This is a genomic window from Stenotrophomonas sp. TD3 (assembly GCF_001939825.1).
In the GTDB taxonomy this organism is placed as follows: domain Bacteria; phylum Pseudomonadota; class Gammaproteobacteria; order Xanthomonadales; family Xanthomonadaceae; genus Stenotrophomonas.
The window spans coordinates 1,464,509-1,489,374 of record NZ_MOYM01000001.1 but is presented as its reverse complement, the minus strand read 5'-3'; the positions used below and the strand labels follow the sequence as shown (position 1 = coordinate 1,489,374).

At 66.4% G+C, this 24,866-nt stretch carries 22 protein-coding genes; 14 read left to right on the top strand and 8 right to left on the bottom strand.

Annotated elements, in window-relative coordinates; all coding sequences use genetic code 11:
* Positions 1–75 precede the first annotated feature (75 nt).
* The 6 genes from rpsM to BKE09_RS07005 all read left to right on the top strand — a co-directional run bounded on the left by rpsM (position 76) and on the right by BKE09_RS07005 (position 3,856).
* Entirely contained in the window at positions 76–432 is a 357-nt protein-coding gene (rpsM, locus tag BKE09_RS07030) for a 30S ribosomal protein S13 (RefSeq protein ID WP_004154500.1), read from the top strand.
* Between the two features lie 11 nt (positions 433–443).
* Complete coding sequence (rpsK, locus tag BKE09_RS07025) at positions 444–833, top strand: 30S ribosomal protein S11 (RefSeq protein ID WP_004145443.1); 390 nt, start codon at positions 444–446, stop codon at positions 831–833.
* Positions 834–848: 15 nt separating this feature from the next.
* Entirely contained in the window at positions 849–1,478 is a 630-nt protein-coding gene (rpsD, locus tag BKE09_RS07020; RefSeq protein WP_004145446.1) for a 30S ribosomal protein S4, read from the top strand.
* A 56-nt stretch (positions 1,479–1,534) separates the two neighbouring features.
* Positions 1,535–2,533 (top strand): DNA-directed RNA polymerase subunit alpha, encoded by a 999-nt coding sequence (gene rpoA / locus BKE09_RS07015; RefSeq protein ID WP_005408216.1) that lies wholly within the window; start codon positions 1,535–1,537, stop codon positions 2,531–2,533.
* Positions 2,534–2,724: 191 nt separating this feature from the next.
* Entirely contained in the window at positions 2,725–3,108 is a 384-nt protein-coding gene (gene rplQ / locus BKE09_RS07010) for a 50S ribosomal protein L17 (RefSeq protein WP_005408217.1), read from the top strand.
* Between the two features lie 241 nt (positions 3,109–3,349).
* Complete coding sequence (locus BKE09_RS07005) at positions 3,350–3,856, top strand: disulfide bond formation protein B (protein WP_005415421.1); 507 nt, start codon at positions 3,350–3,352, stop codon at positions 3,854–3,856.
* 55 nt (positions 3,857–3,911) lie between these two features.
* Here the strand turns inward: BKE09_RS07005 and BKE09_RS07000 are convergent, their stop codons facing one another.
* Positions 3,912–6,032, bottom strand: a complete 2,121-nt coding sequence (locus BKE09_RS07000; protein WP_075675276.1) for a TonB-dependent receptor — start codon at positions 6,030–6,032, stop codon at positions 3,912–3,914.
* 217 nt (positions 6,033–6,249) lie between these two features.
* Here BKE09_RS07000 and BKE09_RS06995 point away from each other — a divergent pair, with 217 nt between their 5' ends.
* Positions 6,250–7,641, top strand: coding sequence for a 3-deoxy-7-phosphoheptulonate synthase class II (locus tag BKE09_RS06995; protein WP_075675275.1), 1,392 nt, complete (start codon positions 6,250–6,252; stop codon positions 7,639–7,641).
* Between the two features lie 550 nt (positions 7,642–8,191).
* A complete protein-coding gene (locus BKE09_RS06990; protein ID WP_240502882.1) occupies positions 8,192–9,379 on the top strand; it encodes a mechanosensitive ion channel family protein in 1,188 nt (395 codons plus the stop codon).
* 56 nt (positions 9,380–9,435) lie between these two features.
* Here BKE09_RS06990 and BKE09_RS06985 read toward each other — a convergent pair whose 3' ends face one another.
* Genes BKE09_RS06985 through typA form a run of 3 tightly spaced genes read right to left on the bottom strand, consistent with a single transcriptional unit; the run spans position 9,436 to position 13,426 of the window.
* Complete coding sequence (locus tag BKE09_RS06985) at positions 9,436–11,058, bottom strand: amidase (RefSeq protein ID WP_075675274.1); 1,623 nt, start codon at positions 11,056–11,058, stop codon at positions 9,436–9,438.
* Between the two features lie 41 nt (positions 11,059–11,099).
* Positions 11,100–11,567, bottom strand: coding sequence for a DUF2127 domain-containing protein (locus BKE09_RS06980; protein ID WP_005415426.1), 468 nt, complete (start codon positions 11,565–11,567; stop codon positions 11,100–11,102).
* A gap of 11 nt (positions 11,568–11,578) precedes the next feature.
* The gene (gene typA, locus BKE09_RS06975) at positions 11,579–13,426 is read right to left on the bottom strand and encodes a translational GTPase TypA (RefSeq protein ID WP_042358544.1); all 1,848 of its coding nucleotides are present in this window, start codon (positions 13,424–13,426) and stop codon (positions 11,579–11,581) included.
* A gap of 272 nt (positions 13,427–13,698) precedes the next feature.
* Between typA and BKE09_RS06970 the strand changes: the two genes are divergently transcribed.
* From BKE09_RS06970 to BKE09_RS06940, 6 genes are all read left to right on the top strand, one after another.
* A complete protein-coding gene (locus BKE09_RS06970; RefSeq protein WP_004153629.1) occupies positions 13,699–14,190 on the top strand; it encodes a peptidylprolyl isomerase in 492 nt (163 codons plus the stop codon).
* A gap of 117 nt (positions 14,191–14,307) precedes the next feature.
* Positions 14,308–15,294, top strand: coding sequence for a malate dehydrogenase (locus tag BKE09_RS06965; RefSeq protein WP_004153634.1), 987 nt, complete (start codon positions 14,308–14,310; stop codon positions 15,292–15,294).
* 123 nt (positions 15,295–15,417) lie between these two features.
* On the top strand, positions 15,418–16,032 hold the full coding sequence (locus tag BKE09_RS06960; protein WP_075675273.1) for an RluA family pseudouridine synthase: 615 nt from the start codon (positions 15,418–15,420) through the stop codon (positions 16,030–16,032).
* Positions 16,033–16,724: 692 nt separating this feature from the next.
* The gene (gene prpE, locus BKE09_RS06950) at positions 16,725–18,605 is read left to right on the top strand and encodes a propionate--CoA ligase (RefSeq protein ID WP_075675271.1); all 1,881 of its coding nucleotides are present in this window, start codon (positions 16,725–16,727) and stop codon (positions 18,603–18,605) included.
* Between the two features lie 215 nt (positions 18,606–18,820).
* On the top strand, positions 18,821–19,324 hold the full coding sequence (locus tag BKE09_RS06945; RefSeq protein ID WP_075675270.1) for a hypothetical protein: 504 nt from the start codon (positions 18,821–18,823) through the stop codon (positions 19,322–19,324).
* Positions 19,325–19,370: 46 nt separating this feature from the next.
* Entirely contained in the window at positions 19,371–20,426 is a 1,056-nt protein-coding gene (locus BKE09_RS06940; protein WP_075675269.1) for a suppressor of fused domain protein, read from the top strand.
* Positions 20,427–20,548: 122 nt separating this feature from the next.
* On the opposite strand, the gene BKE09_RS06935 is transcribed toward BKE09_RS06940, so the two are convergent.
* The 4 genes from BKE09_RS06935 to BKE09_RS06920 form a co-directional block, all read right to left on the bottom strand.
* On the bottom strand, positions 20,549–21,160 hold the full coding sequence (locus BKE09_RS06935; RefSeq protein ID WP_057497652.1) for a glutathione S-transferase N-terminal domain-containing protein: 612 nt from the start codon (positions 21,158–21,160) through the stop codon (positions 20,549–20,551).
* Between the two features lie 84 nt (positions 21,161–21,244).
* Positions 21,245–21,703: a cell wall hydrolase gene (locus tag BKE09_RS06930; RefSeq protein WP_004154513.1), complete on the bottom strand. Its 459-nt coding sequence runs from the start codon at positions 21,701–21,703 to the stop codon at positions 21,245–21,247.
* 297 nt (positions 21,704–22,000) lie between these two features.
* Positions 22,001–24,031, bottom strand: coding sequence for an NADPH-dependent 2,4-dienoyl-CoA reductase (locus tag BKE09_RS06925; protein ID WP_075675268.1), 2,031 nt, complete (start codon positions 24,029–24,031; stop codon positions 22,001–22,003).
* Positions 24,032–24,171: 140 nt separating this feature from the next.
* Positions 24,172–24,801 (bottom strand): hypothetical protein, encoded by a 630-nt coding sequence (locus BKE09_RS06920; protein ID WP_075675267.1) that lies wholly within the window; start codon positions 24,799–24,801, stop codon positions 24,172–24,174.
* Positions 24,802–24,866 lie beyond the last annotated feature (65 nt).

The following is a 24,866-nucleotide window of genomic DNA, read 5'->3' as shown; positions in this document are numbered from 1 at the left end:
CTTTTTTGATCCATCCTGCCGGATTGGCGTGCCCGAGGCGCGCTGTCGGCCATCACTCAGCTGGAGAACCGCGTCATGGCGCGTATTGCAGGCGTCAACCTGCCAGCCCAGAAGCACGTCTGGGTCGGGTTGCAAAGCATTTACGGCATCGGCCGTACTCGTTCGAAGAAGGTCTGCGAAGTCGCAGGCGTTGCTTCGACCACCAAGATCCGCGATCTGTCGGAGCCGGAAATCGAGCGCCTGCGCGCCGAAGTCGGCAAGTACATCGTGGAAGGCGATCTGCGCCGTGAAATCGGTATCGCGATCAAGCGCCTGATGGACCTGGGCTGCTACCGCGGCCTGCGTCACCGTCGTGGCCTCCCGCTGCGTGGCCAGCGCACCCGTACCAACGCCCGCACCCGCAAGGGTCCGCGCAAGGCGATCAAGAAGTAAGGGACTGAGAAATGGCTAAGCCCGCTGCTAAGACCAAGAAGAAGATCAAGCGCGTCGTCACCGACGGCGTTGCCCACGTCCACGCTTCGTTCAACAACACCATCGTCACCATCACCGACCGCCAGGGCAACGCTCTGTCGTGGGCGACCTCCGGTGGCGCTGGCTTCCGCGGTTCGCGCAAGTCGACCCCGTTCGCTGCCCAGGTGGCTGCTGAAAAGGCCGGTCGTGCTGCGCTGGACTACGGCGTGAAGTCGCTGGAAGTCCGCATCAAGGGCCCGGGTCCGGGCCGTGAGTCGGCCGTGCGTTCGTTGAACAACGTCGGCTACAAGATCACCAACATCATCGACGTGACGCCTATCCCGCACAACGGGTGCCGTCCGCCGAAGAAGCGTCGCGTCTAAAGGGAGCGATAAGAAATGGCTCGTTATATCGGTCCTACCTGTAAGCTCGCCCGTCGCGAAGGCGCCGACCTGTCCCTGAAGAGCCCGGCGCGTGCGCTGGACTCGAAGTGCAAGCTGGAGCAGAAGCCCGGCCAGCACGGCGCCACTGCCCGCAAGGGCAAGCTGTCCGACTACGCCACCCAGCTGCGTGAAAAGCAGAAGGTCAAGCGTATCTACGGCCTGCTGGAGCGTCAGTTCCGCAACTACTACAAGAAGGCCTCGACCAAGAAGGGCAACACCGGCGAGAACCTGCTGCAGCTGCTGGAAACCCGCCTGGACAACGTCGTCTACCGCATGGGCTTCGCCGTGACCCGTCCGGCTGCCCGTCAGCTGGTGTCGCACCGCGGCGTCACCGTGAATGGCAAGTCGGTCAACCTGGCTTCGTACCAGGTCAAGGCTGGCGACGCCATCGCCCTGTCTGAAAAGGCTGCCAAGCAGCTGCGCGTCCAGGAAGCCCTGACCGTCGCCGCCCAGCATGACCTGAGCCCGTCGTGGGTTGAAGTGGATTCCGGCAAGTTCACCGGCATCTTCAAGGCTGTTCCGGATCGTTCGGATCTGCCTGCGGACATCAACGAAGCGCTGATCGTCGAGCTGTATTCGAAGTAATTCATCATTGGAGAGCCCCCGGCGACGGCCGGGGGTTCACTAGGAGAACCCGCAACATGACGGTTACCGCCAACCAGGTTCTGCGTCCTCGCGGTCCGCAGATCGAACGCCTTACCGACACCCGTGCAAAGGTCGTTATCGAACCTTTGGAGCGGGGTTACGGGCATACGCTGGGTAATGCCCTGCGTCGCGTGCTGCTGTCGTCCATCCCGGGCTTCGCCATCACGGAAGTCGAAATCGACGGCGTGTTGCATGAGTACACCACGGTCGAGGGTCTGCAGGAGGACGTGCTCGAAGTCCTGCTGAACCTGAAGGACGTGGCAATCCGTATGCACTCCGGCGACAGCGCCACCCTGTCCCTGTCCAAGCAGGGCCCGGGCGTTGTCACCGCTGCCGACATCAAGGTCGACCACAATGTGGAGATCCTGAACGGCGACCATGTGATCTGCCACCTGACCAAGGATACGGCGATCAACATGCGTCTGAAGATCGAACGTGGTTTCGGCTACCAGCCGGCCGCCGCGCGTCGTCGTCCGGACGAAGAAACCCGTGCCATCGGCCGCCTGGTCCTGGATGCCTCGTTCTCGCCGGTCCGCCGCGTCGCCTATGCCGTGGAAGCGGCCCGCGTCGAACAGCGTACCGACCTGGACAAGCTGGTCATCGATATCGAGACCAACGGCACCATCGACGCCGAGGAAGCCGTGCGCACCGCCGCCGACATCCTCAGCGACCAGCTGTCGGTGTTCGGTGACTTCACCCACCGCGACCGCGGTGCGGCCAAGCCGGCCAACAACGGCGTGGATCCGGTGCTGCTGCGCCCGATCGACGATCTGGAGCTGACCGTGCGTTCGGCCAACTGCCTGAAGGCTGAAAGCATCTATTACATCGGCGATCTGATCCAGAAGACCGAAGTGGAGCTGCTGAAGACCCCGAACCTGGGCAAGAAGTCGCTCACCGAGATCAAGGAAGTGCTGGCTCAGCGCGGCCTGTCCCTCGGCATGAAGCTGGAGAACTGGCCGCCGGCCGGCGTCGCCAGCCACGGCATGCTGGGCTGATATCGGTAATGCCTGGAGGCTCCACCGTTCGCGGTGGGGCCTTCAACGCACCACACCATGCCACGACGAACCGCAGGTTCGCGGGGCAGGTCGTCCAGGACGGACGGCCAGGACCATCCGCAGTCCGCGCAGCAACGCCAGGATGGCGACAACGATCCGCACAGCCTCATCATTAACCAAGGAATATCACCATGCGTCACCAGAAGTCTGGCCGTAAGTTCAGCCGTACCAGCGCCCACCGCGAAGCGATGTTCAAGAACATGGCCGCCTCGCTGTTCAAGCACGAGCTGATCAAGACCACCCTGCCGAAGGCCAAGGAACTGCGCCGCGTTGCCGAGCCGCTGATCACCCTGGCCAAGGTCGACTCCGTCGCCAACCGCCGTCTGGCCTTCGCCCGCCTGCGCGACAACGAAGCCGTGGGCAACCTGTTCACCATCCTGGGCCCGCGCTACGCGAACCGTCCGGGCGGCTACCTGCGCCTGCTGAAGTGCGGCTTCCGCGCCGGCGACAACGCGCCGATGGCCTACGTCGAGCTGGTTGACCGTCCGGTCGTGGCCGAGGAAGTGGCCGAGTAATCGGACCGCTCCAACGCGACACAGCGAAAGCCCGGCCTCTGCCGGGCTTTTGCATTTTCGGGGTCGGATCCCTTTCCGCAGGACAGGGCTCTGACCCCATGCAGGGGGTATCGCGGGTCAGAGCCCTATGCGTGCGCAAAGGGATCTGACCCGCACCGTTCCGACAGGCGTCACCTGTAGCGGTTCGAATGGCGCGCACTCTCGGTTACGCTTGGCGCCTTGATCCATTCGAGCGTTGACGATGAATCCACTGCGCTGGCCCTTCCGCGCCCAGTTCTTCCTGGGCTTCCTGATCTGCGCGGGCCTGCTCGGCTACGCGATCTTCCTGCAGCTGAAGATGGGCCTGGAGCCGTGTCCGCTGTGCATCTTCCAGCGCCTGGCGTTCGCTGCGCTGGGCCTGCTGTTCCTGATCGGTGCGTTGCATGGGCCGTCCAACCGCCCCGGCCGCGCGACCTACGGCGTGCTGGCCTTCATTGCCGCCGCAGTGGGCGTTGGCATTGCTGCGCGCCACGTCTACGTGCAGATGCTGCCGCCGGAGATGGGCGCGACCTGCGGCCCGCCGCTGAGCTTCCTGCGCGAGACCATGGGGCCGCTGGAAGTGTTCCGCACGGTGCTGACCGGCACCGGCAACTGCGGCAACATCGACTGGACGTTCCTGGGCCTGACCATGCCGATGTGGTCGGGCGTGTGGTTCGTGCTGCTGGCGCTGTGGGCGCTGGTGGTGTCGCTGCGCAAGGTCAAGCGCTGAGAGCGAAACGGGGTCGGATCCCTTTGCATCGCAAAGGGATCCGACCCCTGTCTCCTCAGAAATCCTGCTGCAGGCTCAGGTAGGCACCGCGACGCGGTCCCCATTGCGGGGCGAACACGCCGACACCGCCGCCATCTCGCAGCTGGTAGCTGCGATCCAATGCATTGATCACCGCCAGCTGCACGTGCAGCGGATGGCCACTGTCGGCATTGAAATCGTGGCCGGCGCTGAGGTTCACCTGCAGGTAGGACGGCAGCTCACCACCGTTGGGCACGCCCTCGATGTCCGAACGCAGGCCGCTGCCGAACACGTAGTTGGCACCGATCCGGTTGTGCCCGGCGAAGGCGTAGCTGACGCCCCCCGACGACGTCAGCTTCTGGTCGTGGTCCAGGTGGATCCAGTGGTCGGCCACATAGGCCAGCGCGTCCGGATCGAGGTTGTACTGGCTGGTGATGACCTGGGTGCCGATGGCCTTGTTGTACGCCGCGTTGAAGTAGGCGCTGAACGGACCGTTGCTGTAGTCGGCACTGAACTCCAGGCCACGGATATGGCCGCGGCGGTAGTTGAACGTCGAGTAGATGTAGGCGGCGCCGAACTGGCCTTCGTCCTGCAGGCGCGTAACGCGGCGGTCGTACGCGTCCAGGCCCAGGGTCAGGTGGTCACCCAGCTGCTGCGAGATGCCGATGTCGTAGTAGTCGCTGCGTTCGGCCAGTGGGGTGTTGTTGCCGCCACTGGGCTGCTGGTTGGTGGTGCCGTCATACAGGGCGATATCGCTGCTGGCGATCAGCTCACTGGCCGGTGGCGTGAAGTAACGCGAATAGCCGGCGTGAACGGTGGTGCTTTCGCTCGCATTCCAGACCACGCCCACGCGCGGGCTGAGCTGGCCCTCGGTGTGGCCGAAGGCCTTGTAGCGATCACCACGCAGGCCGTAGTTCACGGTCCAGTCGTCGCCGATCTTCCATTCATCCTGCACGTACAACGCCAGCGTGCTGGCATGGAAGGCGCTGCGGTCGGGAATCAGCAGCGGCGTGGTGCTGGACTGCTGGCCGGCGTCATCGACCGGGAACACCCAGCTGCTGTTGCTGGCCCGCGCGTTCTCGTAGTTGCCGTACAGGCCGTAGCGCAATGTGTGGTCGTTGCCCAGAGGGGTGGAGAAGTCGGCCTGCAGGGTGTTGGCGCGGTTGCTGCGCTGGACCTGCGAGGCGACGCCACTGAACACCAGATCGCCGATGACATCCGGGTTGAACGCTACATCGCTGTAGCGCTGCCCGGCGGACAGCTGGTAGGCGGTGCTGCCCAGCGTGCCCTGCAGCACCAGCATGCCGAAACGGGTGGTTTCGCGCTGGGTTTCATCCAGCTGGCTGGAGTCGAAGGTGGTGGTGTCCAGGTAACCGAACTGCGGGGTCTGCCCGGGGTTGACCGGGATCTGGAAGCGGTTGTTGGCGAAGCCGGCGAACACGCTCAGGCGGGTGTTCTCGTTGACCAGATAGGTCAGGTCGGCGAAGGCCTTGCCCTGGTGGGTGTCGTCATGCAGCGGCTTGCGCGAACTGGTCGGATTCTCCAGGCCGACCTCGTTCTGGTCGTAGTTGCCGGTCAGGAACCAGCTCCAGCGTCCCTGGTTGCCCCACCACGAGGCATTCGGATTGATCTTGCCGAACGAGCCCGCGGTCAGTCCGGCGCTGCCGCCATTGCCGAGCTCGGCACCACTGCGGGTGGTGATGTCGACCACCGCCGCGGTGCGCTCACCGAACTGGGCCGGCAGTGCGCCATCCATCAGGCGGATGCTCTTGATGGTGCGGGTGTCCAGGGTCTGACCGAAGCCGGAGATCGATTCGGGCAGCAATACGCCGTTGATGCGGTACTGCAGATTTGCGTGGTCGCCGCGCACGTGCACGCCGCCATAGGAATCCTGGACCACGCCGGGCGCCTGCAGCAGTACCTGGCTGAGCGGTGCAGAGGCTCCCAGCGGCTGTTTCTGGATGTCCTCGGCGGTGATCTGGTACTGGCTGCTGCCGATGTCCGGCGACAGCGCGTTGCGGGCCTGGTCGAGCTGGGCGCTGACGGTGACCGTGTCGAGGTCCTTCACCGGGGTGGCATCGGCAGCCGCGGCGAGGGAGGGCAGGCTGGCCAGGGTCAGGGCGAAGGTGATGCCGGTAGCGAGCAGGGAAGGCTTCATGGCGGATGGGCTGTGGAAGGGGCCGGTAGGGATGGAGTGTTACTTCGTAACAGTGCGTGGCGAATCATGCGCCTGTCCGGGCGGGCGTGGCCATGCGGTTTGTGGCCGATCGCGATGCGCTTTTCCCGGCGTTCAGCCATGTGCAGACGACGCCCGGCCCTTTGCGACAGCGGTCGGCTCTGCGACCATGATCGTCCCCCACCTCCGGAAGCCTGCAATGAGCCTGTCCGCCGTTTCGCCTGTCCCCGATCCTGCCGCGACCGCCGCTGGCGCTGCCTGGTCGCCGGAGAGCTGGCGTGGCAAGACCGCGCTGCAGATGCCGACCTACCCGGACCCGGTGGCGCTGGACGCTGCCCTGCACGAGCTGAAGCGGCTGCCGCCGCTGGTCACCTCGTGGGAGATCCTGGCGCTGAAGCAGCAGCTGGCCGAGGCCCAGGAAGGCAAGCGCTTCCTGCTGCAGGGCGGCGATTGCGCCGAGAACTTCAGCGACTGCGAATCGGGCACCATTTCCAACCGGTTGAAGGTGCTGCTGCAGATGAGCCTGGTGCTGGTGCACGGCCTGCGCCAGCCAGTGATCCGCGTTGGGCGCTTTGCCGGCCAGTACGCCAAGCCGCGTTCGGCCGATACCGAGACCCGCGACGGCGTGACCCTGCCCAGCTACCGCGGCGATGTGATCAATGCGCCGGCGTTCACCGAGGCGGCGCGCCTGCCGGACCCGAAGCGGATGCTGCAGGCGCATGCACATTCGGCGATGACCATGAACTTCGTGCGTGCGCTGATCGATGGCGGCTTCGCCGACCTGCACCATCCGGAGTACTGGAACCTGGAGTGGGTGCGGCATTCGCCGCTGGCCGCCGAGTACCAGAAGATGGTGGCGTCGATCGGTGATGCGGTGCACTTCATGGAAACCCTGGCCGGGGCTCGCGTGCACAACCTCAACCGCATCGACTTCTACACCTCGCATGAAGCGCTGCTGTTGCCCTACGAGCAGGCGCTGACCCGGCAGGTGCCGCGCCAGCAGGGCTGGTTGAACCTGAGCACGCATTACCCGTGGATCGGCATGCGTACGGCCGCGCTCGATGGCGCGCACGTGGAATACCTGCGTGGCGTGCGCAACCCGATTGCGATCAAGGTGGGCCCGTCGGTGACGCCGGATCAGCTGCTGCGCCTGATCGATGTGCTGAACCCGCATGACGAGCCGGGTCGACTGAGCTTCATCCATCGCATGGGTGCAGCGCAGATTGCCGAGAAGCTGCCGCCGCTGCTGGATGCCGTCAAGCGCGATGGCCGCCGCGTGCTGTGGGTGTGCGACGCGATGCATGGCAATACCGAAAGCACCGCCAATGGCTTCAAGACGCGCCGCTTCGACAACGTGCGTGGCGAAGTGGAGCTGTCGTTCGATCTGCATGCGGCCGCAGGCACGCGACTGGGCGGTGTGCACCTGGAACTGACCGGCGAAGACGTGACCGAATGCACCGGCGGCGCGCGCGAACTGACCGAGCGCGACCTGGAGCGTGCATACCGTTCGACCGTGGACCCGCGGTTGAACTACGAGCAGTCGCTGGAGATCGCGATGGCGATCGTGCGCAAGCAGGAACAAGTGCGGTAAGGGTTTTTCGGCAGGGCTTGCAGCCCTGCACCTGCTGCAATCAACGGCAACGTCAAAAGCTGCAGCGGCATTCCGTGGTTTGGTGGGGCGGTGTCGGAGTGCGGGGACGCCGTGAACCCGTCCCTGGGGGCTTGGCAGCCGCATCCATGCGGCTGACACCCCGCACTCCGACACCGCCCCACCTCTGACAGATTGCTGCGATCTGTCGGTGGGTGCCGACCGTTGGTCGGCACATCTGTCAGATATCGATACACACAAATGGGGTCAGATCTGTTCCAGCAGATCGCGGGAAACTGTCGAAGGCGGGGTGGGTCCGGTTGCGGGAGTGTCCGCGGCATGGATGCCGCGGCCAAGCCCCCATGGACGGGTTTACGGCGTCTCCCGCAACCGGACCCACCCCGCCATCCCACGGAATGCACGCTGTTGCTGTTGTTCTTGCTGTTGATGTTGAGATTGCCGGCCAGCGGCCGGCACTACCGCAGGGTGCAGGGCTGCAAGCCCTGCCGAGCAACACCCTCCTTACGAACGACTGACGTGACGCTCATGCGCCATGCGCGAGGCTGTCCGCTTGGCTGTTCAAGTGGAGGTGGCAACGGTGCACTGGCAAAGCGCACAGGCATACGCATGGCCGTTGGGATTGGCCGTAGTGGTGGGCGGCATCGGCGCGTGGCTGATCCTGTGGATCTACCATCGGCTGAAAGGGCGTGATCGCCGGCGCGCGCGCATCGGCCGTGTGCTCGGGCTGCCGATGGCCACCGCATGGCCGCTGCTGCTGTTGATCCCTGCATTGCAGGCCACACCGCTGCAGGATCCGCTGCTGGGCAACCTGCAGCACGTGCTGCACATCGCGCTGACCGCCTGTTTCATCTGGCTGCTGGTGCGGGCGGTGGCGGCGGGTGAGCGGGCAATCCTGCGCAGCCATCCCATCGATGTCTCCGACAACCTGGAGGCGCGCCGCATCCAGACCCAGACACGGGTGCTCAGCCGCGTGCTGATGGGCGCCATCATCGTGCTGGGCGCATCGCTGGTGTTGCTGACCTTCCCGATGGTGCAGAAGATCGGTACCGCGCTGCTGGCCTCGGCCGGTCTGATCGGCCTGGTGGCGGGTATCGCGGCCAAGCCGGTGTTCGGCAACCTGATCGCTGGTTTGCAGATCGCGGTGACGCAGCCGATCCGGCTGGATGACGTGGTGATCGTCGAAGGTGAGTGGGGGCGTGTCGAGGAGATCGGCAGCAGCTATGTGGTGGTGCGCATCTGGGATGAGCGGCGGATGGTGGTGCCGCTGACTTGGTTCATCGAGAACCCCTTCCAGAACTGGACGCGACGCAGTGCTGACCTGCTCGGCACGGCGTTTCTGTGGCTGGACTATCGTGCCCCGATTGCGGCGATCCGCGCTGAGCTGGAGCGCATCTGCCGTGGCGAAGCGCTGTGGGATGGCCGGGTCTGCGTGACCCAGGTGACCGAGACCAGCGAGCGTGCGATCCGGGTGCGCCTGCTGGTCAGTGCGCGCAGCTCAGGCGATGCCTTCGATCTGCGCTGCCTGGTACGCGAACGCATGCTTGATTTCCTGGCGCGCGAGCATCCGCAGTCGCTGCCGCAGGTGCGTGCGCGGCTGCAGCATGCAGACGAACTGGACATGCCGCGCGGTCCACGTGCACGCACTGCAGATGTGCGTTCGCCGGGGGCGGAAGATGGTGAGGCGGCAATCGTGCCGGTGGAGCCGGAACCCGAACGGTAGCGCCGGCCGCTGGCCGGCGACCCCGGATCTGCCGGCCAGCGGCCGGCACTACCGGATCACGGCTCGCCGGCGTCGATCAGGGTGTCGGTGTCGAAGTGCGGTGGGCGCCGCGCGCGGGTGCGCTGTTCATAGGCGTAGGCCATTTCGATCAGCTTCGGTTCGCTCCATGCGGTGCCCATGAACAGCAGGCCGACCGGCAGGCCATCGATCTGGCCCATCGGCACGCTGAGGCTGGGATAGCCGGCGACGGCGGCGGCGCCGTAGCTCTCGCCGGGGAAGTCGTCGCCTTCGCTGCGGATCGGCCATGCCACACCGGTGGTCGGCGCCACCAGGGCATCGAGCTGGTGGGCGGCGAGGGCGGCATCGATGCCTTCCGGGCCGGCCAGCCGGCGTGCATCGCTGCGTGCGCGGATATAGGCGGGGTCGGCCAGTCCTGCGGTAGCGTCGGCCTCCACCAGTAGCTCCTGGCCGAACAGGCCCAGTTCCTGCTTGCTGTGCGCCTGATTGAAGGCGATCAGGTCGGCCAGGCTGCGCAGTGGCGCGCGATGGGTGCTGAAGTAGCGCTCCAGCCCGGCCTTGAATTCGTACAGCAGCACCGTGCGTTCGGCCCCGGCCCACGCGCCCTGGTTGGGCAGCTCCACTGGCACCACGATGGCACCGGCCCGACGCAGCTCGGTGGCCGCCTGTTCGATCAGCGGCGGCATGCCGCGGTACTTCAGCAGCGGTGTCTGCAGCAGGCCGATGCGCTTGCCACGCAGGCCCTGCGGGTCCAGGCGCGCGGTGTAGTCGTACACCGCGCGGCCGGGCATGGTGGCCGTGGCCGGGTCGGCATCGTCGCGGCCGGCGATCGCAGTCAGTACGGCTGCAGCGTCGGCGACGCTGCGTGTCATCGGCCCCGCGGTGTCCTGGCTGAAGGAAATCGGGATGATGCCTTCGCGGCTGACCAGGCCGACGGTCGGCTTGAGGCCGACGATGCCATTGATCGCCGCAGGGCAGACGATGCTGCCGTCGGTTTCGGTGCCGATCGCTACGCTGGCCAGGTTGGCGGCGATCGCCACTGCGCTGCCGCTGCTGGAGCCGCAGGGCGAGTGGCTGAGGCGATAGGGGTTGCGGGTCTGCCCACCTCGTGCGCTCCAGCCGGACACCGAATCGTTGCCGCGGAAATTGGCCCACTCGCTGAGATTGGTCTTGCCCAGCACCACCGCACCGGCGTCGCGCAGCCGGCGCACCAGGTAGGCGTCGTCCGGGCGGAACCCCTGCAGGGCCAGCGAGCCGGCGCTGGTGGCCATCGGGGCGGCGTTGATGTTGTCCTTCAGCAGTACCGGAATGCCGTGCAGCGGGCCGCGCAGGCGTCCATCACGGCGCTCGCGGTCGCGCGCAGCGGCTTCCTTCAGTGCATCCGGGTTGAGCTCGATCACCGCGCGCAGGCGCGGCCCGGTGCGGTCCAGAGTGGCGATGCGCTGCAGGTAGGCCTGGGTCAGGGTGGTGCTGTCCAGCTCGCCGGCGGTCATCCGCGCCTGCAGGTCGGCGACATCGGTTTCGGCGTACGGGAACGGCACGTTGCGGCTCGCGGGTTCGGCCGCATGCGCGCTGGACGTGGCCGGGCTGCAGCCAGCCGAAAGCAGCGCAGGCAGCGCGGCAAGCAGGCAGGTCAGCAGAGGCGGCAAGGACGGGCGCATGGGGCGGCTTGGTCGGCTCCAATCCCCAGTGTAGCCGGTGCTCAGCGGTGGCGCTTGCGCAGGTCGCGGGCGAGGACGTAGACCACGATCAGGTTGATCGCCAGGATCGTCCACGACGGCCAGCCGGGGTGACGGATGATCGCGAAGATGTCGAAGGGCAGGTACAGCGAGGCAGTCAGGCAGCCCAGCCAGGAGGCCCAGGCCTTGGCCCGCCACAGGCCCCAGGCTTCGACCAGGTGCAGCAGGCCGTAGCCGATCATCCCCGCCGCGGCCAGGTGCACCGCGTCGGGGCTGATCATGTGCAGCAGCGAGGGCAGGGTGCCATGGTCCGGATCCAGGCTGAAACGCCGGATCAGGACCATGATGCCGTGCCGCAGCGGCTGCGGTCCGAGCACTTCCAGCCCGGTGGCGGCCAACAGCGCCAGCATCGCCTTGCTCGCTTCGAGCAGGGCGATGACGTGGAGACCCGGATGCCGGTGCGGATCCGGGTTGTAGCCGCTCTGGTTCACGAGGTGCTGGCTCAGCCGCCGCGCGAAGCCTTCTTGCGGTCGCTTTCGGTCAGGAACTTCTTGCGCAGACGGATCTCCTTCGGGGTGATCTCGACCAGCTCGTCGTCTTCGATGAAGTCCAGGGCCTGTTCCAGCGAGTACTTGATCGCCGGGGTCAGCTGGATCGCATCGTCCTTGCCCGAAGCGCGCATGTTGGTCAGCGGCTTGGTCTTGATCGCGTTGACGGTCAGGTCGTTGTCCTTGGAGTGGATGCCGACCAGCTGACCTTCATACACGTTGTCGCCTTCAGCAGCGAAGAGCTTGCCGCGCTCCTGCAGCGGGCCCAGCGAGTAAGCCGGGGTGGTGCCCGGGGCGTTCGCGATCATCACGCCGTTGATGCGCTTGGCGATGGCGCCCTGTTCCTTCGGGCCGTAATGGTCGAACACGTGGAACAGCAGGCCCGAGCCCTGGGTCAGGGTCTTGAACTCGTTCTGGAAACCGATCAGGCCACGGGCCGGGATCTGGTACTCCAGGCGCACACGGCCCTTGCCGTCCGGTTCCATGTTCTTCAGCTGGCCCTTGCGGGTGCCCAGCTTTTCCATCACGCCGCCCTGGTGGACTTCTTCGATGTCCACCACCAGCTGCTCGATCGGCTCCATCATCTGGCCGTCGATTTCCTTGATGATCACTTCCGGGCGCGACACGGCCAGCTCGTAACCCTCGCGACGCATGTTCTCGATCAGCACCGACAGGTGCAGTTCGCCACGGCCGGAGACCAGGAACTTGTCGGCGTCTTCCAGCTGTTCGACCTTCAGGGCCACGTTGTGGACCTGTTCGCGGTCCAGGCGGTCCTTGATCTGGCGGCTGGTCAGGAACTTGCCACCGGACAGGTCCTTGTTGCCGGCGAACGGCGAGTTGTTGACCTGGAAGGTCATCGAGATGGTCGGCTCGTCGACGGTCAGTGCCGGCAGGGCTTCCGGATTTTCCGGATGGCACAGGGTGTCGGAGATGGTCAGCTCCGGAATGCCGGAGATGGCCACGATGTCACCGGCCTCGGCCGTGTCCTGCTCGATGCGCTCCAGGCCCAGGAAGCCCAGCACCTGGGCGACCTTGCCGTTGCGCTTCTTGCCTTCACGGTCGATGACGGCGACCTGCATGTTCTTCTTCAGGGTGCCGCGCTGGATGCGGCCGATGCCGATCACGCCCACGAAGTTGTTGTAGTCCAGCTGGCTGATGCGCATCTGGAACGGGCCTTCCGGGTCCACTTCCGGACGCGGGGCGTGCTGCATGATCGCTTCGTACAGCGGGGTCATGTCGCCGTCGCGCACCGTGTCTTCCAGGCCGGCGTAGCCGTTCAGGGCCGAGGCGTAGACGATCGGGAAGTCCAGCTGCTCATTGGTGGCGCCGAGCTTGTCGAACAGGTCGAAGACCTGGTCGATCACCCACTCCGGACGCGAGCCCGGGCGGTCGACCTTGTTGACCACGACGATCGGCTTGAAGCCCATCGCGAAGGCCTTCTGGGTCACGAAGCGGGTCTGCGGCATCGGGCCGTCCATCGCATCGACCAGGATCAGCACGGTGTCGACCATCGACAGCACGCGCTCGACCTCACCGCCGAAGTCGGCGTGGCCGGGGGTGTCGACGATGTTGATCCGGTTCTTGATACCGGTCTTCTTGTCTTCCCAGGTGATGGCGGTGTTCTTGGCCAGGATGGTGATGCCGCGTTCCTTTTCCTGGTCGTTGCTGTCCATCACGCGCTCGGCGAGGACGGTGCGCTCGGACAGGGTGCCGGACTGCTTCAGCAGCTGGTCGACCAGGGTGGTCTTGCCATGGTCGACGTGGGCGACGATGGCGATGTTGCGAAGATTTTCGATGGACATACGAAAGGGGGCCAGTCGGCGCCGGATTTGGAAAAAGAAGTCCAACATTATACGTCGAACTTGACGATTCGCGAAAAGGTCGATTTCACGCCGGACACGGGGCCCATTCAGCTGGCTGTCCGCCGCGCCGGCCGAGGTCGCCAGCGCCGGTCGGCGGGGCTCCCTTCCGGCGGCTGAAGCCGGGCTCTGCGCCGATGGTCGAAGCCGCCGCTGCCACGAGGCAGGTGTAAACTAGGTGGCTAGACGCATTCCCCTTTGCATCAAGGATCTTCATGTCCCTCATCGCCACTTTCGACACCACCCAGGGCCCGATCAAGGTCGAGCTGTTCGCCGACAAGGCGCCGCTGACCGTGGCCAACTTCGTGAACCTGGTCAAGCACGGCTTCTATGACGGCCTGATCTTCCACCGCGTGATCGCCGACTTCATGATCCAGGGCGGCTGCCCGCAGGGTCGTGGCACCGGCGGCCCGGGCTACAAGTTCGAAGACGAGAAGAATGGCGTGAAGCACGAGGTCGGCTCGCTGTCGATGGCCAACGCCGGCCCGAACACCAACGGCAGCCAGTTCTTCATCACCCACATCAAGACCGATTGGCTGGACGGCCGCCACACCGTCTTCGGCAAGGTCCTGGAAGGCCAGGCCATCGTCGATTCGGTCAAGCAGGGCGACGTGATCCATTCGATCACCCTGGAAGGCGACGTCGACGCCGTGCTGGCCGCCCAGGCCGAGCGCGTCGCGGAGTGGAACAAGCACCTCGCCGCCTGATCCCCTTCGAAACGGCCACCCACGGGTGGCCGTTTCCCTGTTCCCCGCCGCCCGCCCGGCCTGCGTGGCCATGCCCGCGGCGTCCCATCAAACGCTTGCAAGCAAGAGGAAACCCCCATGAAAGCACCCGTTCGTGTTGCCGTGACCGGCGCCGCCGGCCAGATCGGTTATGCCCTGCTGTTCCGCATCGCCTCCGGCGAAATGCTGGGCAAGGACCAGCCGGTCATCCTGCAGCTGCTGGAACTGCCGGTCGACAAGGCCCAGGCCGCCCTGAAGGGCGTGATGATGGAGCTGGAAGACTGCGCCTTCCCGCTGCTGGCCGGCATGGTCGGCACCGATGACGCCGAAGTCGCGTTCAAGGACGCCGACATCGCCCTGCTGGTTGGCGCACGTCCGCGTGGCCCGGGCATGGAGCGCAAGGACCTGCTGCTGGAAAACGCCAAGATCTTCACCGCCCAGGGCGCGGCGCTGAACAAGGTCGCCAGCCGTGACGTGAAGGTGCTGGTGGTCGGCAACCCGGCCAACACCAACGCCTACATCGCCATGAAGTCGGCCCCGGACCTGAAGCCGGAAAACTTCACCGCCATGCTGCGCCTGGACCACAACCGCGCGCTGAGCCAGCTGTCGACCAAGCTCGGCAAGCCGGTCGGTGGCATGGAGAAGCTGGTCGTGTGGGGCAACCATAGCCCGACCATGTACCCGGACTACCGTTTCGCCACCGCCGACGGTGCGTCGATCGCCGATGCGATCAACGACCAGGAATGGAACGCCAACACCTTCATCCCGACCGTCGGCAAGCGCGGCGCGGCGATCATCGAAGCCCGCGGCTCGTCCTCGGCTGCTTCGGCCGCCAACGCAGCGATCGACCACGTGCGTGACTGGGTGCTGGGCAGCAACGGCAAGTGGGTCACCATGGGCGTGCCGTCCGACGGTTCCTACGGCATTCCGGAAGGCGTGATCTTCGGTTTCGCGGTGACCACCGAGAACGGCAAGTACACCCTGGTGAAGGACCTGCCGATCGACGACTTCAGCCAGAAGTACATCGACAAGACCCTGGCCGAGCTGGAAGAAGAGCGCGCCGGCGTCGCCCACCTGCTGGGCTGATGCAGGCGGTACCGGCTCCGGTCGGTACGTCTTCCATCAAGGTAGGTACCGACCGTTGGTCGGTACGCAGAAAACGGGGAAGCTTCGGCTTCCCCGTTTTTGTTTGGACGGATACGGAACCGCATGATCCATCTGCACTACATCGACGACGCGCTGCTGGTGGCCGAGAAGCCGGCCGGCCTGCTGTCCGTGCCCGGCCGCAGCGCCGAGAACCAGGACTGCGTGGTCGCGCGCCTGCAGGCGCTGTATCCGGATGCGTTGACCGTGCACCGCCTGGACCAGGTGACCTCCGGGCTGCTGCTGCATGCGCGTGGCAAGGACATGCAGGCGGCGTTGTCGATGCAGTTCGAGCAGCGCCAGGTCGGCAAGCGGTATGAAGCGGTGGTGCAGGGGCTGCTCGCGGGCGATGCCGGCGAAGTGGACCTGCCGTTGATCGTGGACTGGCCGAACCGGCCGAAGCAGATGATCGATCACGAACGCGGCAAGCCGGCGCTGACGCGCTGGCGCGTAATGGCGCGTGATGTTGAAGCGCAGCGCACCCGTGTGGAGCTGGAACCGATCACGGGCCGCAGCCATCAGCTGCGCCTGCACATGGCCAGCCTGGGCCATCCCATCGTCGGTGACGTGCTGTATGACGCCGCGCCGGCGCAGCGTGTGCATCTGCATGCGCGCAGCCTGCGGTTCACCCATCCGGTGACGGGCGCGGCGCTCGCGTTCGAGTCCGCGACTCCGTTCTAGGGGTTCGGCAGGGCTTGCAGCCCTGCACCTGCAGAATCAACGTCAACGTCAAAAGCGGGCTATCCGTGGGATGGCGGGGCACTGTGGGTTTGCAGGGACGCCGTAAACCCGTCCATGGGGGCTTGGTCGCCGCTTGCTCGTGTGCGCAGTCCTGCGCACACGGCAAGACCGGGGTTGGGCGTCCTGCCCAACCCGCCCGAGGCATGCCTCGGGCCCATGCGGCTCACACCCCGCAAACCCACAGTGCCCCACCTTCGACAGTTGGCCGGCGGCCAGTAGATCCACGCCATGCGTGGATGAATCTCAATCGGAATCGAATATTTCGAATTGAAATCGAAATGCATCCACGCATGGCGTGGATCTACCGTGTCGACCAAGGTCGACACCCACCAGGGCACTACGTTGTTCAGACAGCTCGCAGGAAACTGTCGAAGGCGGGGTGGGTCCGGTTGCGGGGGCGTGAGCGCCATGGATGGCGCGACCGAGCCTACAGGGACGTACTTGCGGCGTCCCCCGCAACCGGACCCGCCCCGCCAACCCTCAGGAAACCCGCTTCTGCTGTTGCTTCGGCTTGGGCAGGTGCAGGGCTGCAAGCCCTGCAGAACAAACCCACCCCCTACCAAGGTAGGGCGGCCCGCGCGGCAGCGCCGGACTATCCTCGAACCCATGACTTTGTCTGGGAGGGCTGCGTCATGAACTACGAGGAAACCTACCGTCGCTCGATCGACGAGCCGGAGGCCTTCTGGGGCGAGGAAGCCAAGCGCATCCATTGGCACAAACCGCCGCAGCAGGTGCTCGACTACAGCAATCCGCCGTTCCGGCGCTGGTTCGTCGGCGGCGAAACCAATCTCTGCTACAACGCCGTCGACCGCCATCTGGCCGAACGCGCCGACCAGCTCGCGCTGGTTGCCATTTCCACCGAGACCAACAGCACCCGCGAGATCACCTACCGCCAGCTGTATCGCGAGGTGAATGACTTCGCCGCCGTGCTCAAGCACCTGGGTGTCGGCCACGGCGACCGGGTGGTGATCTACATGCCGAACATGGCCGAGGCGGTATTCGCGATGCTGGCCTGTGCGCGCATCGGCGCCGTGCATTCAGTCGTGTTCGGTGGCTTTGCCGCGCACAACCTGGCGCTGCGCATCGACGATGCCAAGCCCAAGCTGCTGATCGCGGCCGATGCCGGCATGCGCGGTGGCAAGTTGATTCCTTACAAGCCGATGGTCGACGCCGCCTGCGCAGAAGCCACCTCGCCACCGCCGCACGTGCTGATCGTGTCGCGCGGACTGGATGCCGCCGAACCACGTGTGACAGGCCGCGATGTGGAGTACGCCGAGCTGCGTGCGCAGATCGGTGAGGTCGACGTGCCGGTGCAGTGGCTGGAAGCGAGCGAGCCGAGCTACCTGTTGTATACCTCCGGCACCACCGGCAAGCCGAAGGGCGTGCAGCGCGATGTCGGCGGCTACGCCGTGGCGATGGCACAGTCGATGGAGACCGTGTTCGACTGCAGGCCGGGACAGGTGATGTTCTCCACGTCCGATGTCGGCTGGGCGGTAGGCCATTCCTACAATGTGTACGGCCCGCTGATCGGCGGCTGCACCTCGCTGCTGTACGAAGGGCTGCCGACCAACCCGGACCCGGGCATCTGGTGGGCGTTGTGCGAGCAGTACAACGTGCGCACGATGTTCTCGTCGCCCACCGCCATCCGCGTGCTGAAGAAGCACGACGCGGACTTCATCCATCGCCATGACCTGCGCGCGCTGAAGTACCTGTTCCTGGCCGGCGAGCCGCTGGACGAACCTACCGCGCACTGGATCAGCGAAGCGCTCGGCAAGCCGATCATCGACAACTACTGGCAGACCGAAACCGGTTGGCCGGCGCTGACCCTGCTGCCGGGCCTGGAGATGAAGCCGGTGCGTTTCGGTTCACCGGGCTTCCCCAACCTTGGTTACCGGATGAAGGTGATCGACGAGAACACCGGCGAGGAAGTAGCGCCGGGGCAGAAGGGCGTACTGGTGGTGTCGCCACCGCTGCCGCCGGGCTGCATGAGCACGGTATGGAACGACGACAGCCGATTCCTGCAGAGCTACTTCAGCCACTTCAAGGAACTGCTGTACAGCTCGCTGGACTGGGCGATCCGCGACGACGATGGCTACACCTTCATCCTCGGCCGCACCGACGATGTGATCAACGTGGCCGGGCATCGGCTGGGCACGCGCGAGATCGAGGAGGCCATCTCCAGCCATCCGCGCGTGGCCGAGGCGGCGGTGATCGGGGTCAAGGATGAACTGAAGGGACAGGTGCCGCTGGTATTCGTCACCCTCAAGCAGGGGCTGGATGGCGAGGATCCGGCACCGGTGGTGGCCGAGATGATGGCCACGGTGACCACCTCGCTCGGTGCGGTCGCGCGCCCGGCGCACGTGCACGTGGTCAATGCGCTGCCCAAGACCCGATCCGGCAAGCTGCTGCGGCGCTCGTTGCAGGCGCTGGCCGAGCAGCGCGACCCGGGTGACCTGTCGACGCTGGACGACCCCAGCGCGCTGGAGGAGATCCGCCGGGCGCTGGGCCGTTGACCTGGTAGTGCCGGCCGCTGGCCGGCACCCCCATCAATCCGCAGGTTGCCGGCCAGCGACCGGCACTACCCTGCACACTTGCGCTAAGCTCGGCCTGTCATCGACCTGCAACACGCGGCGCGCGCCGGGGAACGCGCGTGCCGCCCGGGGATGGCACCCAGGGGGGCGTGCCCGTGAGGGGGCGCTGGCATTGCGCATCAAGGGAGGGGGAGGCAATGGCATTGCTGCACGCCAAGACGGCTGCTGGCCGTCAGGAAATCGAAGACCGTAGCCGGCGCCTGCCGGCGGCACTGCGTTCAATCCTGCTGATGGTCGATGGCCATCGCGACGACACCGAACTGCGTGGCCTGTTCGAAGGCCTGCGCGCACCACCGGACGCACTGGAGCAATTGTCAGCGCAGGGCCTGATTGAAGTGATCGGCGGAAGTGCCGAAACCGCACCGGCGCGCGGCATCAGCACCGGCCGCGAACAGGATCCGGCGCTGTACCAGCAGTTGTACGACGCGATGAGCGAGGCGGTGCGCCGCCACCTGGGCCTGAAGGGCTACTTCATGCAGTTGAAGATCGAACGCTGCACCGATGCGCTGGCGCTGGAGCGCCTGTGCCCGGAACTGCTGGCGGCGGTGGGGAAGGCTCGCAGCCCGGCATTGGCGCAGCGCTGGTGGCAGGAAACCCAGGCGGCCGTAGTGAACGCTGGCAGTGAGGTCGTGCAGGCCTGAGCCACCGCGTAAAGTGATCGGTTCACTTCCCCACAAGGAGTCCCGCGTGCAGGACGACCACGACGACACCGACACCCCAGGCTGGGACGCGATCAATGCGGCGCTGGCGCCGCTGTATGCCGGCCAGGAGCCGCGCCACTTCGGCACCGCGCTTCCCTATACGCTGGGTGGCCAGGATCCGCTGGATGGCATCAGCGTGTACTGGGCAGATGCGCCGGTATCGCATTGGCACTACATCACCTACGGTTTCTCCGAGCTGTACGCCAAGGAGAGCAGTGATGCGACCGCCAGCGGCTATGGTTTCGAGCTGACCTTCCGCCTCGCCGCCGAAGCCGGTGAGAACGCCGGCAGCGCGCCACCCGTGTGGCCGATGAACCTGCTGCAGAACCTCGCGCGCTACGTGTTCGGCAGTGGCAACGTGTTCGAGGATGGCCATCACCTCAACGCCAACGGCCCGATCGCGCTGGAGACCGGCACGCGGCTGTGCCATCTGGCCTTCATTGCCGACCCGCAGCTGCCGGCACGGGACACGGCCAACGGCCATCTGCAGTTCCTGCAGCTGGTCGGCTTGACCGATGAGGAGATGGAGGCGGTCAAGCGCTGGTCGACGCGTGGCGTGCTGCAGGCGCTCCTGCCGGCGATGCCGCTGTGGATCAGCGATCTGCATCGCGGCAATCTGCTGGACGATCCGGCACTGGCCGCACAGGTGCAGGCCGGCAGCGAGCGCGAGGGCTCCAGCACCGGCATGCTGTTCATCGAGACCCTGGACTGGCGCCAGGAGGCGGGCGTCACCACGCTGGTGCTCGGCGCCGGCCAGGTCGCCAGCGTGTGCGAACTGCTGCCGCTGCGCCTGCGCCACGGCAAATCGCTGGAACTGGTCAGCCGCGAGCGGCAGTGGGAGTTCATTCCGGCCGCGCGCGGTGAAACCGGCGAGGTATCGGCCGACAGCGCGCGCTGGGCATTGGACGAGACGGGCCTGCAGGCCCTGGCAGGCGTGCGTGCCGAGCGCGGGATCTATCCGGTGGCCGGGGCGCTGCGCATCGAAGTGGTGCCGACCTACCTGCGCGATGCCAAGGGTGAAGTGATCCGCCAGATCGGTTGATCACCCGGTTGGAGCCGAGGGGGTCAGAGCCGCCTGCTGCGCAGGCGGATCCGACCCCGACGCCTCGGGGCGGTGGGGTCGGATCCGTTCGCCACGCGAACGGCTCTGAGCCCGGGTAAGCCTCAGGCCAGGCCTTCAGCCTTCAGTGCGGCCTGCACGCCGGCATCGGCGTCCATGCGCGCCTTGTAGGCGGCCAGGTTGTCCAGGCCGGACAGGTCGACCTTGGTGCCGGCGGCCCAGCGCAGGGTGATGTAGAAGTACGGGTCGGCGAAGCTGCGGAAGCCGGCCAGCCAGGGCTTGTCGGCCAGCTGCTTGTCGGCGGTCTCGAACAGGCCACGCAGGCGCTTGTGTGCGGCGGCGCGGATCGCGTCGTACTGGCCTTCGTCGGCAATGAACTTGCCCGGCGCGAACAGCGGCGAGAAGGCCGGATGCACGTCCGAATTGACGAAGGCCAGCCAGCGGGTGGCTTCGGCGCGCTGGCGCGGGCTGCCGTCGCCGCCGAGGCCGGCCTGCGGGAAACTGTCGGCGATGTAGCCCATGATCGCGGCGTTCTGCAGCAGCACGAAGTCGCCGTCGACCAGTGCGGGAACGGCGCCGGCCGGATTGATCTTGAGGAATTCCGGACCCTTCAGGGTGTCCTTGTTCAGCAGTTCAACCTCGAACGGCTGGCCGGTCCACTGCAGGGCGATGTGGTCGGCGGTGGAACAGGCACCGGGCTTGCTGTACAGCTTCATGGGAACTCCAGGTGATGCGGGCGGGAAGCACCCACTATCCCAGAGCCTGGCGGCGGGCGGCAACGCTGCCGCCAGCACGGATCGTTACGACTGCCGCGGCTTGAGGTTCTGCACCTTATAGAAGGTGTGATCGCCGATGGTGGCCACCTGGTAGGCATTGCGCCAGTTCGGGCTGGCGATGGACAGCGCAGCGAAATGGCTGGCACCGGGTACGATCTCGCGGCGCTCGCCGGCCGGCAGCGCCCAGTTGCGCTCGGCGTCGAAGGCCACGTTCATCGCCTCGCTCCACGCCGCGTCGTTGCCCAGCTGGGTGCCGGGGGAGACGATGGTCGGTGCGAACTGCTTGCGTGCGGTGACCACCTGGCACATCGAGTCGCCCCACAGGCCACTGTCGAGACGGCGCAGTGCGACCTCGGCGACGGCCTGCTGGCCGCGCAGGGTCTGGTCGCGGGCTTCCAGGTAAACGGTGGTGCTCAGACACAGTGAATCAGCGGCCGGCTGCGGCAACAACTGCGACAGCCAGAGAATCCAGGCCAGTTTCATATAACTCCTTGCTCCGTATGGGCCGCACCCTCCGGTTCCGGCCGCGGGGCGACAGGAGGCGGGGGACGACTTGGCGTCATGGGGAGGCGGCCATCGGGGCCGCCCCGTGGGCAGCCCCAAAAGAAACGATCAGTACCGATCGAGGGGGCTGCGCCGGCTCACCGGAAACTGGCTGGTGAGCGGAAAGATGGCGCAAGGTAGGGGGGCATAGCCGAACGCATCGTGAACCGCTCGGCTTGACATTCAGGTTCAACGGGGGTGACGGAAATCACATTCCGTTCCCCATTCAGGCGCTCATCAGAGCGCGGCAGCGACCCGGCTGCCCTGGTCGATGGCGCGTTTTGCATCGAGTTCTGCGGCCACATCGGCACCGCCGATCAGCTGCGCGTTGATGCCGGCCGCCTGCAATTCGGCCTGCAGCATGCGGTTCGGTTCCTGCCCGGCGCAGATCACCACATGGTCGACCGGCAGCAGCTGTTCGCTGCCGTCCACGCGGATGCGCAGGCCTTCGTCATCCACGCCGAGGTACTCGACGCCGCCGAGCATGCGCACGCCCTTGGCCTTCAGCGTGGCGCGATGGATCCAGCCAGTAGTCTTGCCCAGGCGCGCGCCGGGCTTGCCCGGGCTGCGCTGCAGCAGCCACAGCCGGCGCGGCGAGGTTTCAACCTCGGGCCTGGCCAGTGAGCCGCGGGCCTCGAAGGTGCTGTCCACGCCCCATTCGGCCATCCAGCGCTGCGGGTCGAGGGAGGGTGACTCACCGGCATGGCTGAGGAACTCGCCGACATCGAAGCCGATGCCACCGGCGCCGATGATCGCCGCATTGCTACCCACTTCGACCCGGCCCAGCAGCACGTCCAGGTAGCTGACCACCTTGTCGTGGTCGGCACCGGGGAAGTCGACCTTGCGCGGAGTGATGCCGGTGGCCAGCACCACCTCGTCGAAGCCGGCCAGGGTGGCGGCGTCGGCGCGGGTGCCGAGGCGCAGCTGCACGCCGGTTTCGGCCAGCGTGTGGCGGAAGTAGCGCAGGGTCTCGTGGAACTCTTCCTTGCCGGGGATGCGCTTGGCTACGTTGAACTGGCCGCCGATCTCCTCGTTGGCATCGAACAGGGTGACCTGGTGACCACGCTGGGCAGCGACAGTGGCACAGGCCAGGCCGGCGGGGCCGGCACCGACCACGGCAACCTTCTTCGGCGTGGCGGTGGGGCGATAGACCAGCTCGGTTTCGTGCGCGGCGCGCGGGTTGACCAGGCAGCTGGCCAGCTTGTTCTCGAACACGTGGTCCAGGCAGGCCTGGTTGCAGGCGATGCAGGTGTTGATCGCCTCGGCGCGGCCGGCACGGGCCTTGTTCGGCCATTGCGGGTCGGCCAGCAGCGGGCGCGCCAGCGACACCATGTCGGCGCCGCCATCGGCGAGGATGCGTTCGGCGACCTCGGGCATGTTGATGCGGTTGGTCGCCACCAGCGGCACCTTCACATGCGGCTTGAGCTTGGCGGTGACCCCGGCGAATGCAGCACGCGGCACCGAGGTGGCGATGGTCGGGATGCGCGCTTCATGCCAGCCGATACCGGAATTGATGATCGTCGCGCCGGCCGCCTCGATTGCCTGCGCCTGCTGCACGATCTCTTCCCAGTTGCTGCCGTCGTCGACCAGATCCACCAGCGACAGGCGATAGATGATGATGAAGTCCGGGCCGCAGGCCTCGCGGATGCGGCGCACGATCTCGACCGCGAAGCGCATGCGCTGGCTGGCGTCACCGCCCCAGCGGTCGGTGCGCTTGTTGGTGCGTGGGGCGATGAACTCGTTGATGAGGTAGCCCTCCGAGCCCATCACTTCGACGCCGTCGTAGCCGGCCTCGCGGGCCAGCTTCGCGCTGCGTGCGTAGTCGGCGATATGGCGCTCGACGCCGCTGGCCGACAACGCGCGCGGGGTGAACGGGTTGATCGGTGCCTTCAGCTTCGACGGCGCCACCGACAGCGGGTGGTAGGCGTAACGGCCAGCGTGCAGCAGCTGCAGGCAGATCTTCGCGCCGTGCTGGTGCGCGGCGGCGGTGAGCTGGCGGTGCGGCCGCACTTCCCAGGGCCAGGACAGCTTGCCGCCGAACGGCTTCAGCCAGCCGACCACGTTCGGCGCGAAGCCGCCGGTGACGATCAGGCCGACGCCGCCCTCGGCGCGCTCGGCGAAGTAGGCCGCCAGCCGCGGGAAATCGCGGGCGCGATCTTCCAGGCCGGTGTGCATCGAGCCCATCAATACGCGGTTGCGCAGCTGGGTGAAGCCCAGGTCCAGCGGGGCGAACAGATGGGGATAGGCGCTTTCGTTGGCTGGCGACATGGTCGATACGCTTGCGTACGGAAGCGCGAAGCGTGCCGCGAAACGGCGGCCGGGGCAAGGGCCGCTGGATCGCGCCTGCGGCGCTGCCCCCGAACTCCGGGGGGCGGTAGTGCCGGCCGCTGGCCGGCATGGCGGCCAGCTCAGGGCGACTGCGGCTGCCGGCCAGCGGCCGGCACTACCGGGGTGCGGCCGATGCCGAACCAGCCCAGCGTGACCCCGCACAGCGGGCCGATCAGCAGGGCAAAGGCGAGGGTGCCGAGGCCGACATTGCCGCCCAGCCACCAGCCCAGCAGCAATACGCTGCCTTCGATCAGGCTGCGCACCTTCCAGATCGGCCAGCCGGTGCGGGCATGCAGGCCGGTCATCAGGCCATCGCGTGGTCCCGGGCCGAGGCGGGCGCCGATGTACAGGCCGGTGGCCAGCGCGACCAGCAGCATGCCGGCACAGAACATCGCCAGCTGCCAGCCCACGCCGACGGCCGGCGGCAGCAGCCACAGCCCGAACTGTGCGGAGGGACCGATCAGCATCACGTTGAGCACGGTGCCGACGCCCGGCTTCTGGCGCAGTGGCCACCACAGCAACAGCACCAGCGCACCGATGACATTGGTCGCCAGGCCGAAGGACAGCGGCGTCTGTGCGGCGATGCCCTGTGACAACACGTCCCAGGGTGCCACGCCGATGGCGGCACGGATCATCAGCGAGGCACCGAAGCCATACAGGAACAGGCCGGTGATCAGTTGCAGCAGGCGCAGGGGCAGGGCGGTAGGCATGGCGGGCACAGGGGAGGGAATCTGTTTCCACCGTATCCCCGTTTTCGCTTCATCCATAGATACAG

Excerpts from the sequence above, each read along its gene's own strand:
- rpsM (WP_004154500.1), top strand. The coding sequence starts at position 76 with ATGGCGCGTATTGCAGGCGTCAACCTGCCAGCCCAGAAGCACGTCTGG.
- rpsK (WP_004145443.1), top strand. The coding sequence starts at position 444 with ATGGCTAAGCCCGCTGCTAAGACCAAGAAGAAGATCAAGCGCGTCGTC.
- rpsD (WP_004145446.1), top strand. The coding sequence starts at position 849 with ATGGCTCGTTATATCGGTCCTACCTGTAAGCTCGCCCGTCGCGAAGGC.
- rpoA (WP_005408216.1), top strand. The coding sequence starts at position 1,535 with ATGACGGTTACCGCCAACCAGGTTCTGCGTCCTCGCGGTCCGCAGATC.
- rplQ (WP_005408217.1), top strand. The coding sequence starts at position 2,725 with ATGCGTCACCAGAAGTCTGGCCGTAAGTTCAGCCGTACCAGCGCCCAC.
- BKE09_RS07005 (WP_005415421.1), top strand. The coding sequence starts at position 3,350 with ATGAATCCACTGCGCTGGCCCTTCCGCGCCCAGTTCTTCCTGGGCTTC.
- BKE09_RS07000 (WP_075675276.1), bottom strand. The coding sequence starts at position 6,032 with ATGAAGCCTTCCCTGCTCGCTACCGGCATCACCTTCGCCCTGACCCTG.
- BKE09_RS06995 (WP_075675275.1), top strand. The coding sequence starts at position 6,250 with ATGAGCCTGTCCGCCGTTTCGCCTGTCCCCGATCCTGCCGCGACCGCC.
- BKE09_RS06990 (WP_240502882.1), top strand. The coding sequence starts at position 8,192 with ATGCGCGAGGCTGTCCGCTTGGCTGTTCAAGTGGAGGTGGCAACGGTG.
- BKE09_RS06985 (WP_075675274.1), bottom strand. The coding sequence starts at position 11,058 with ATGCGCCCGTCCTTGCCGCCTCTGCTGACCTGCCTGCTTGCCGCGCTG.
- typA (WP_042358544.1), bottom strand. The coding sequence starts at position 13,426 with ATGTCCATCGAAAATCTTCGCAACATCGCCATCGTCGCCCACGTCGAC.
- BKE09_RS06970 (WP_004153629.1), top strand. The coding sequence starts at position 13,699 with ATGTCCCTCATCGCCACTTTCGACACCACCCAGGGCCCGATCAAGGTC.
- BKE09_RS06965 (WP_004153634.1), top strand. The coding sequence starts at position 14,308 with ATGAAAGCACCCGTTCGTGTTGCCGTGACCGGCGCCGCCGGCCAGATC.
- BKE09_RS06960 (WP_075675273.1), top strand. The coding sequence starts at position 15,418 with ATGATCCATCTGCACTACATCGACGACGCGCTGCTGGTGGCCGAGAAG.
- prpE (WP_075675271.1), top strand. The coding sequence starts at position 16,725 with ATGAACTACGAGGAAACCTACCGTCGCTCGATCGACGAGCCGGAGGCC.
- BKE09_RS06945 (WP_075675270.1), top strand. The coding sequence starts at position 18,821 with ATGGCATTGCTGCACGCCAAGACGGCTGCTGGCCGTCAGGAAATCGAA.
- BKE09_RS06935 (WP_057497652.1), bottom strand. The coding sequence starts at position 21,160 with ATGAAGCTGTACAGCAAGCCCGGTGCCTGTTCCACCGCCGACCACATC.
- BKE09_RS06930 (WP_004154513.1), bottom strand. The coding sequence starts at position 21,703 with ATGAAACTGGCCTGGATTCTCTGGCTGTCGCAGTTGTTGCCGCAGCCG.
- BKE09_RS06925 (WP_075675268.1), bottom strand. The coding sequence starts at position 24,031 with ATGTCGCCAGCCAACGAAAGCGCCTATCCCCATCTGTTCGCCCCGCTG.
- BKE09_RS06920 (WP_075675267.1), bottom strand. The coding sequence starts at position 24,801 with ATGCCTACCGCCCTGCCCCTGCGCCTGCTGCAACTGATCACCGGCCTG.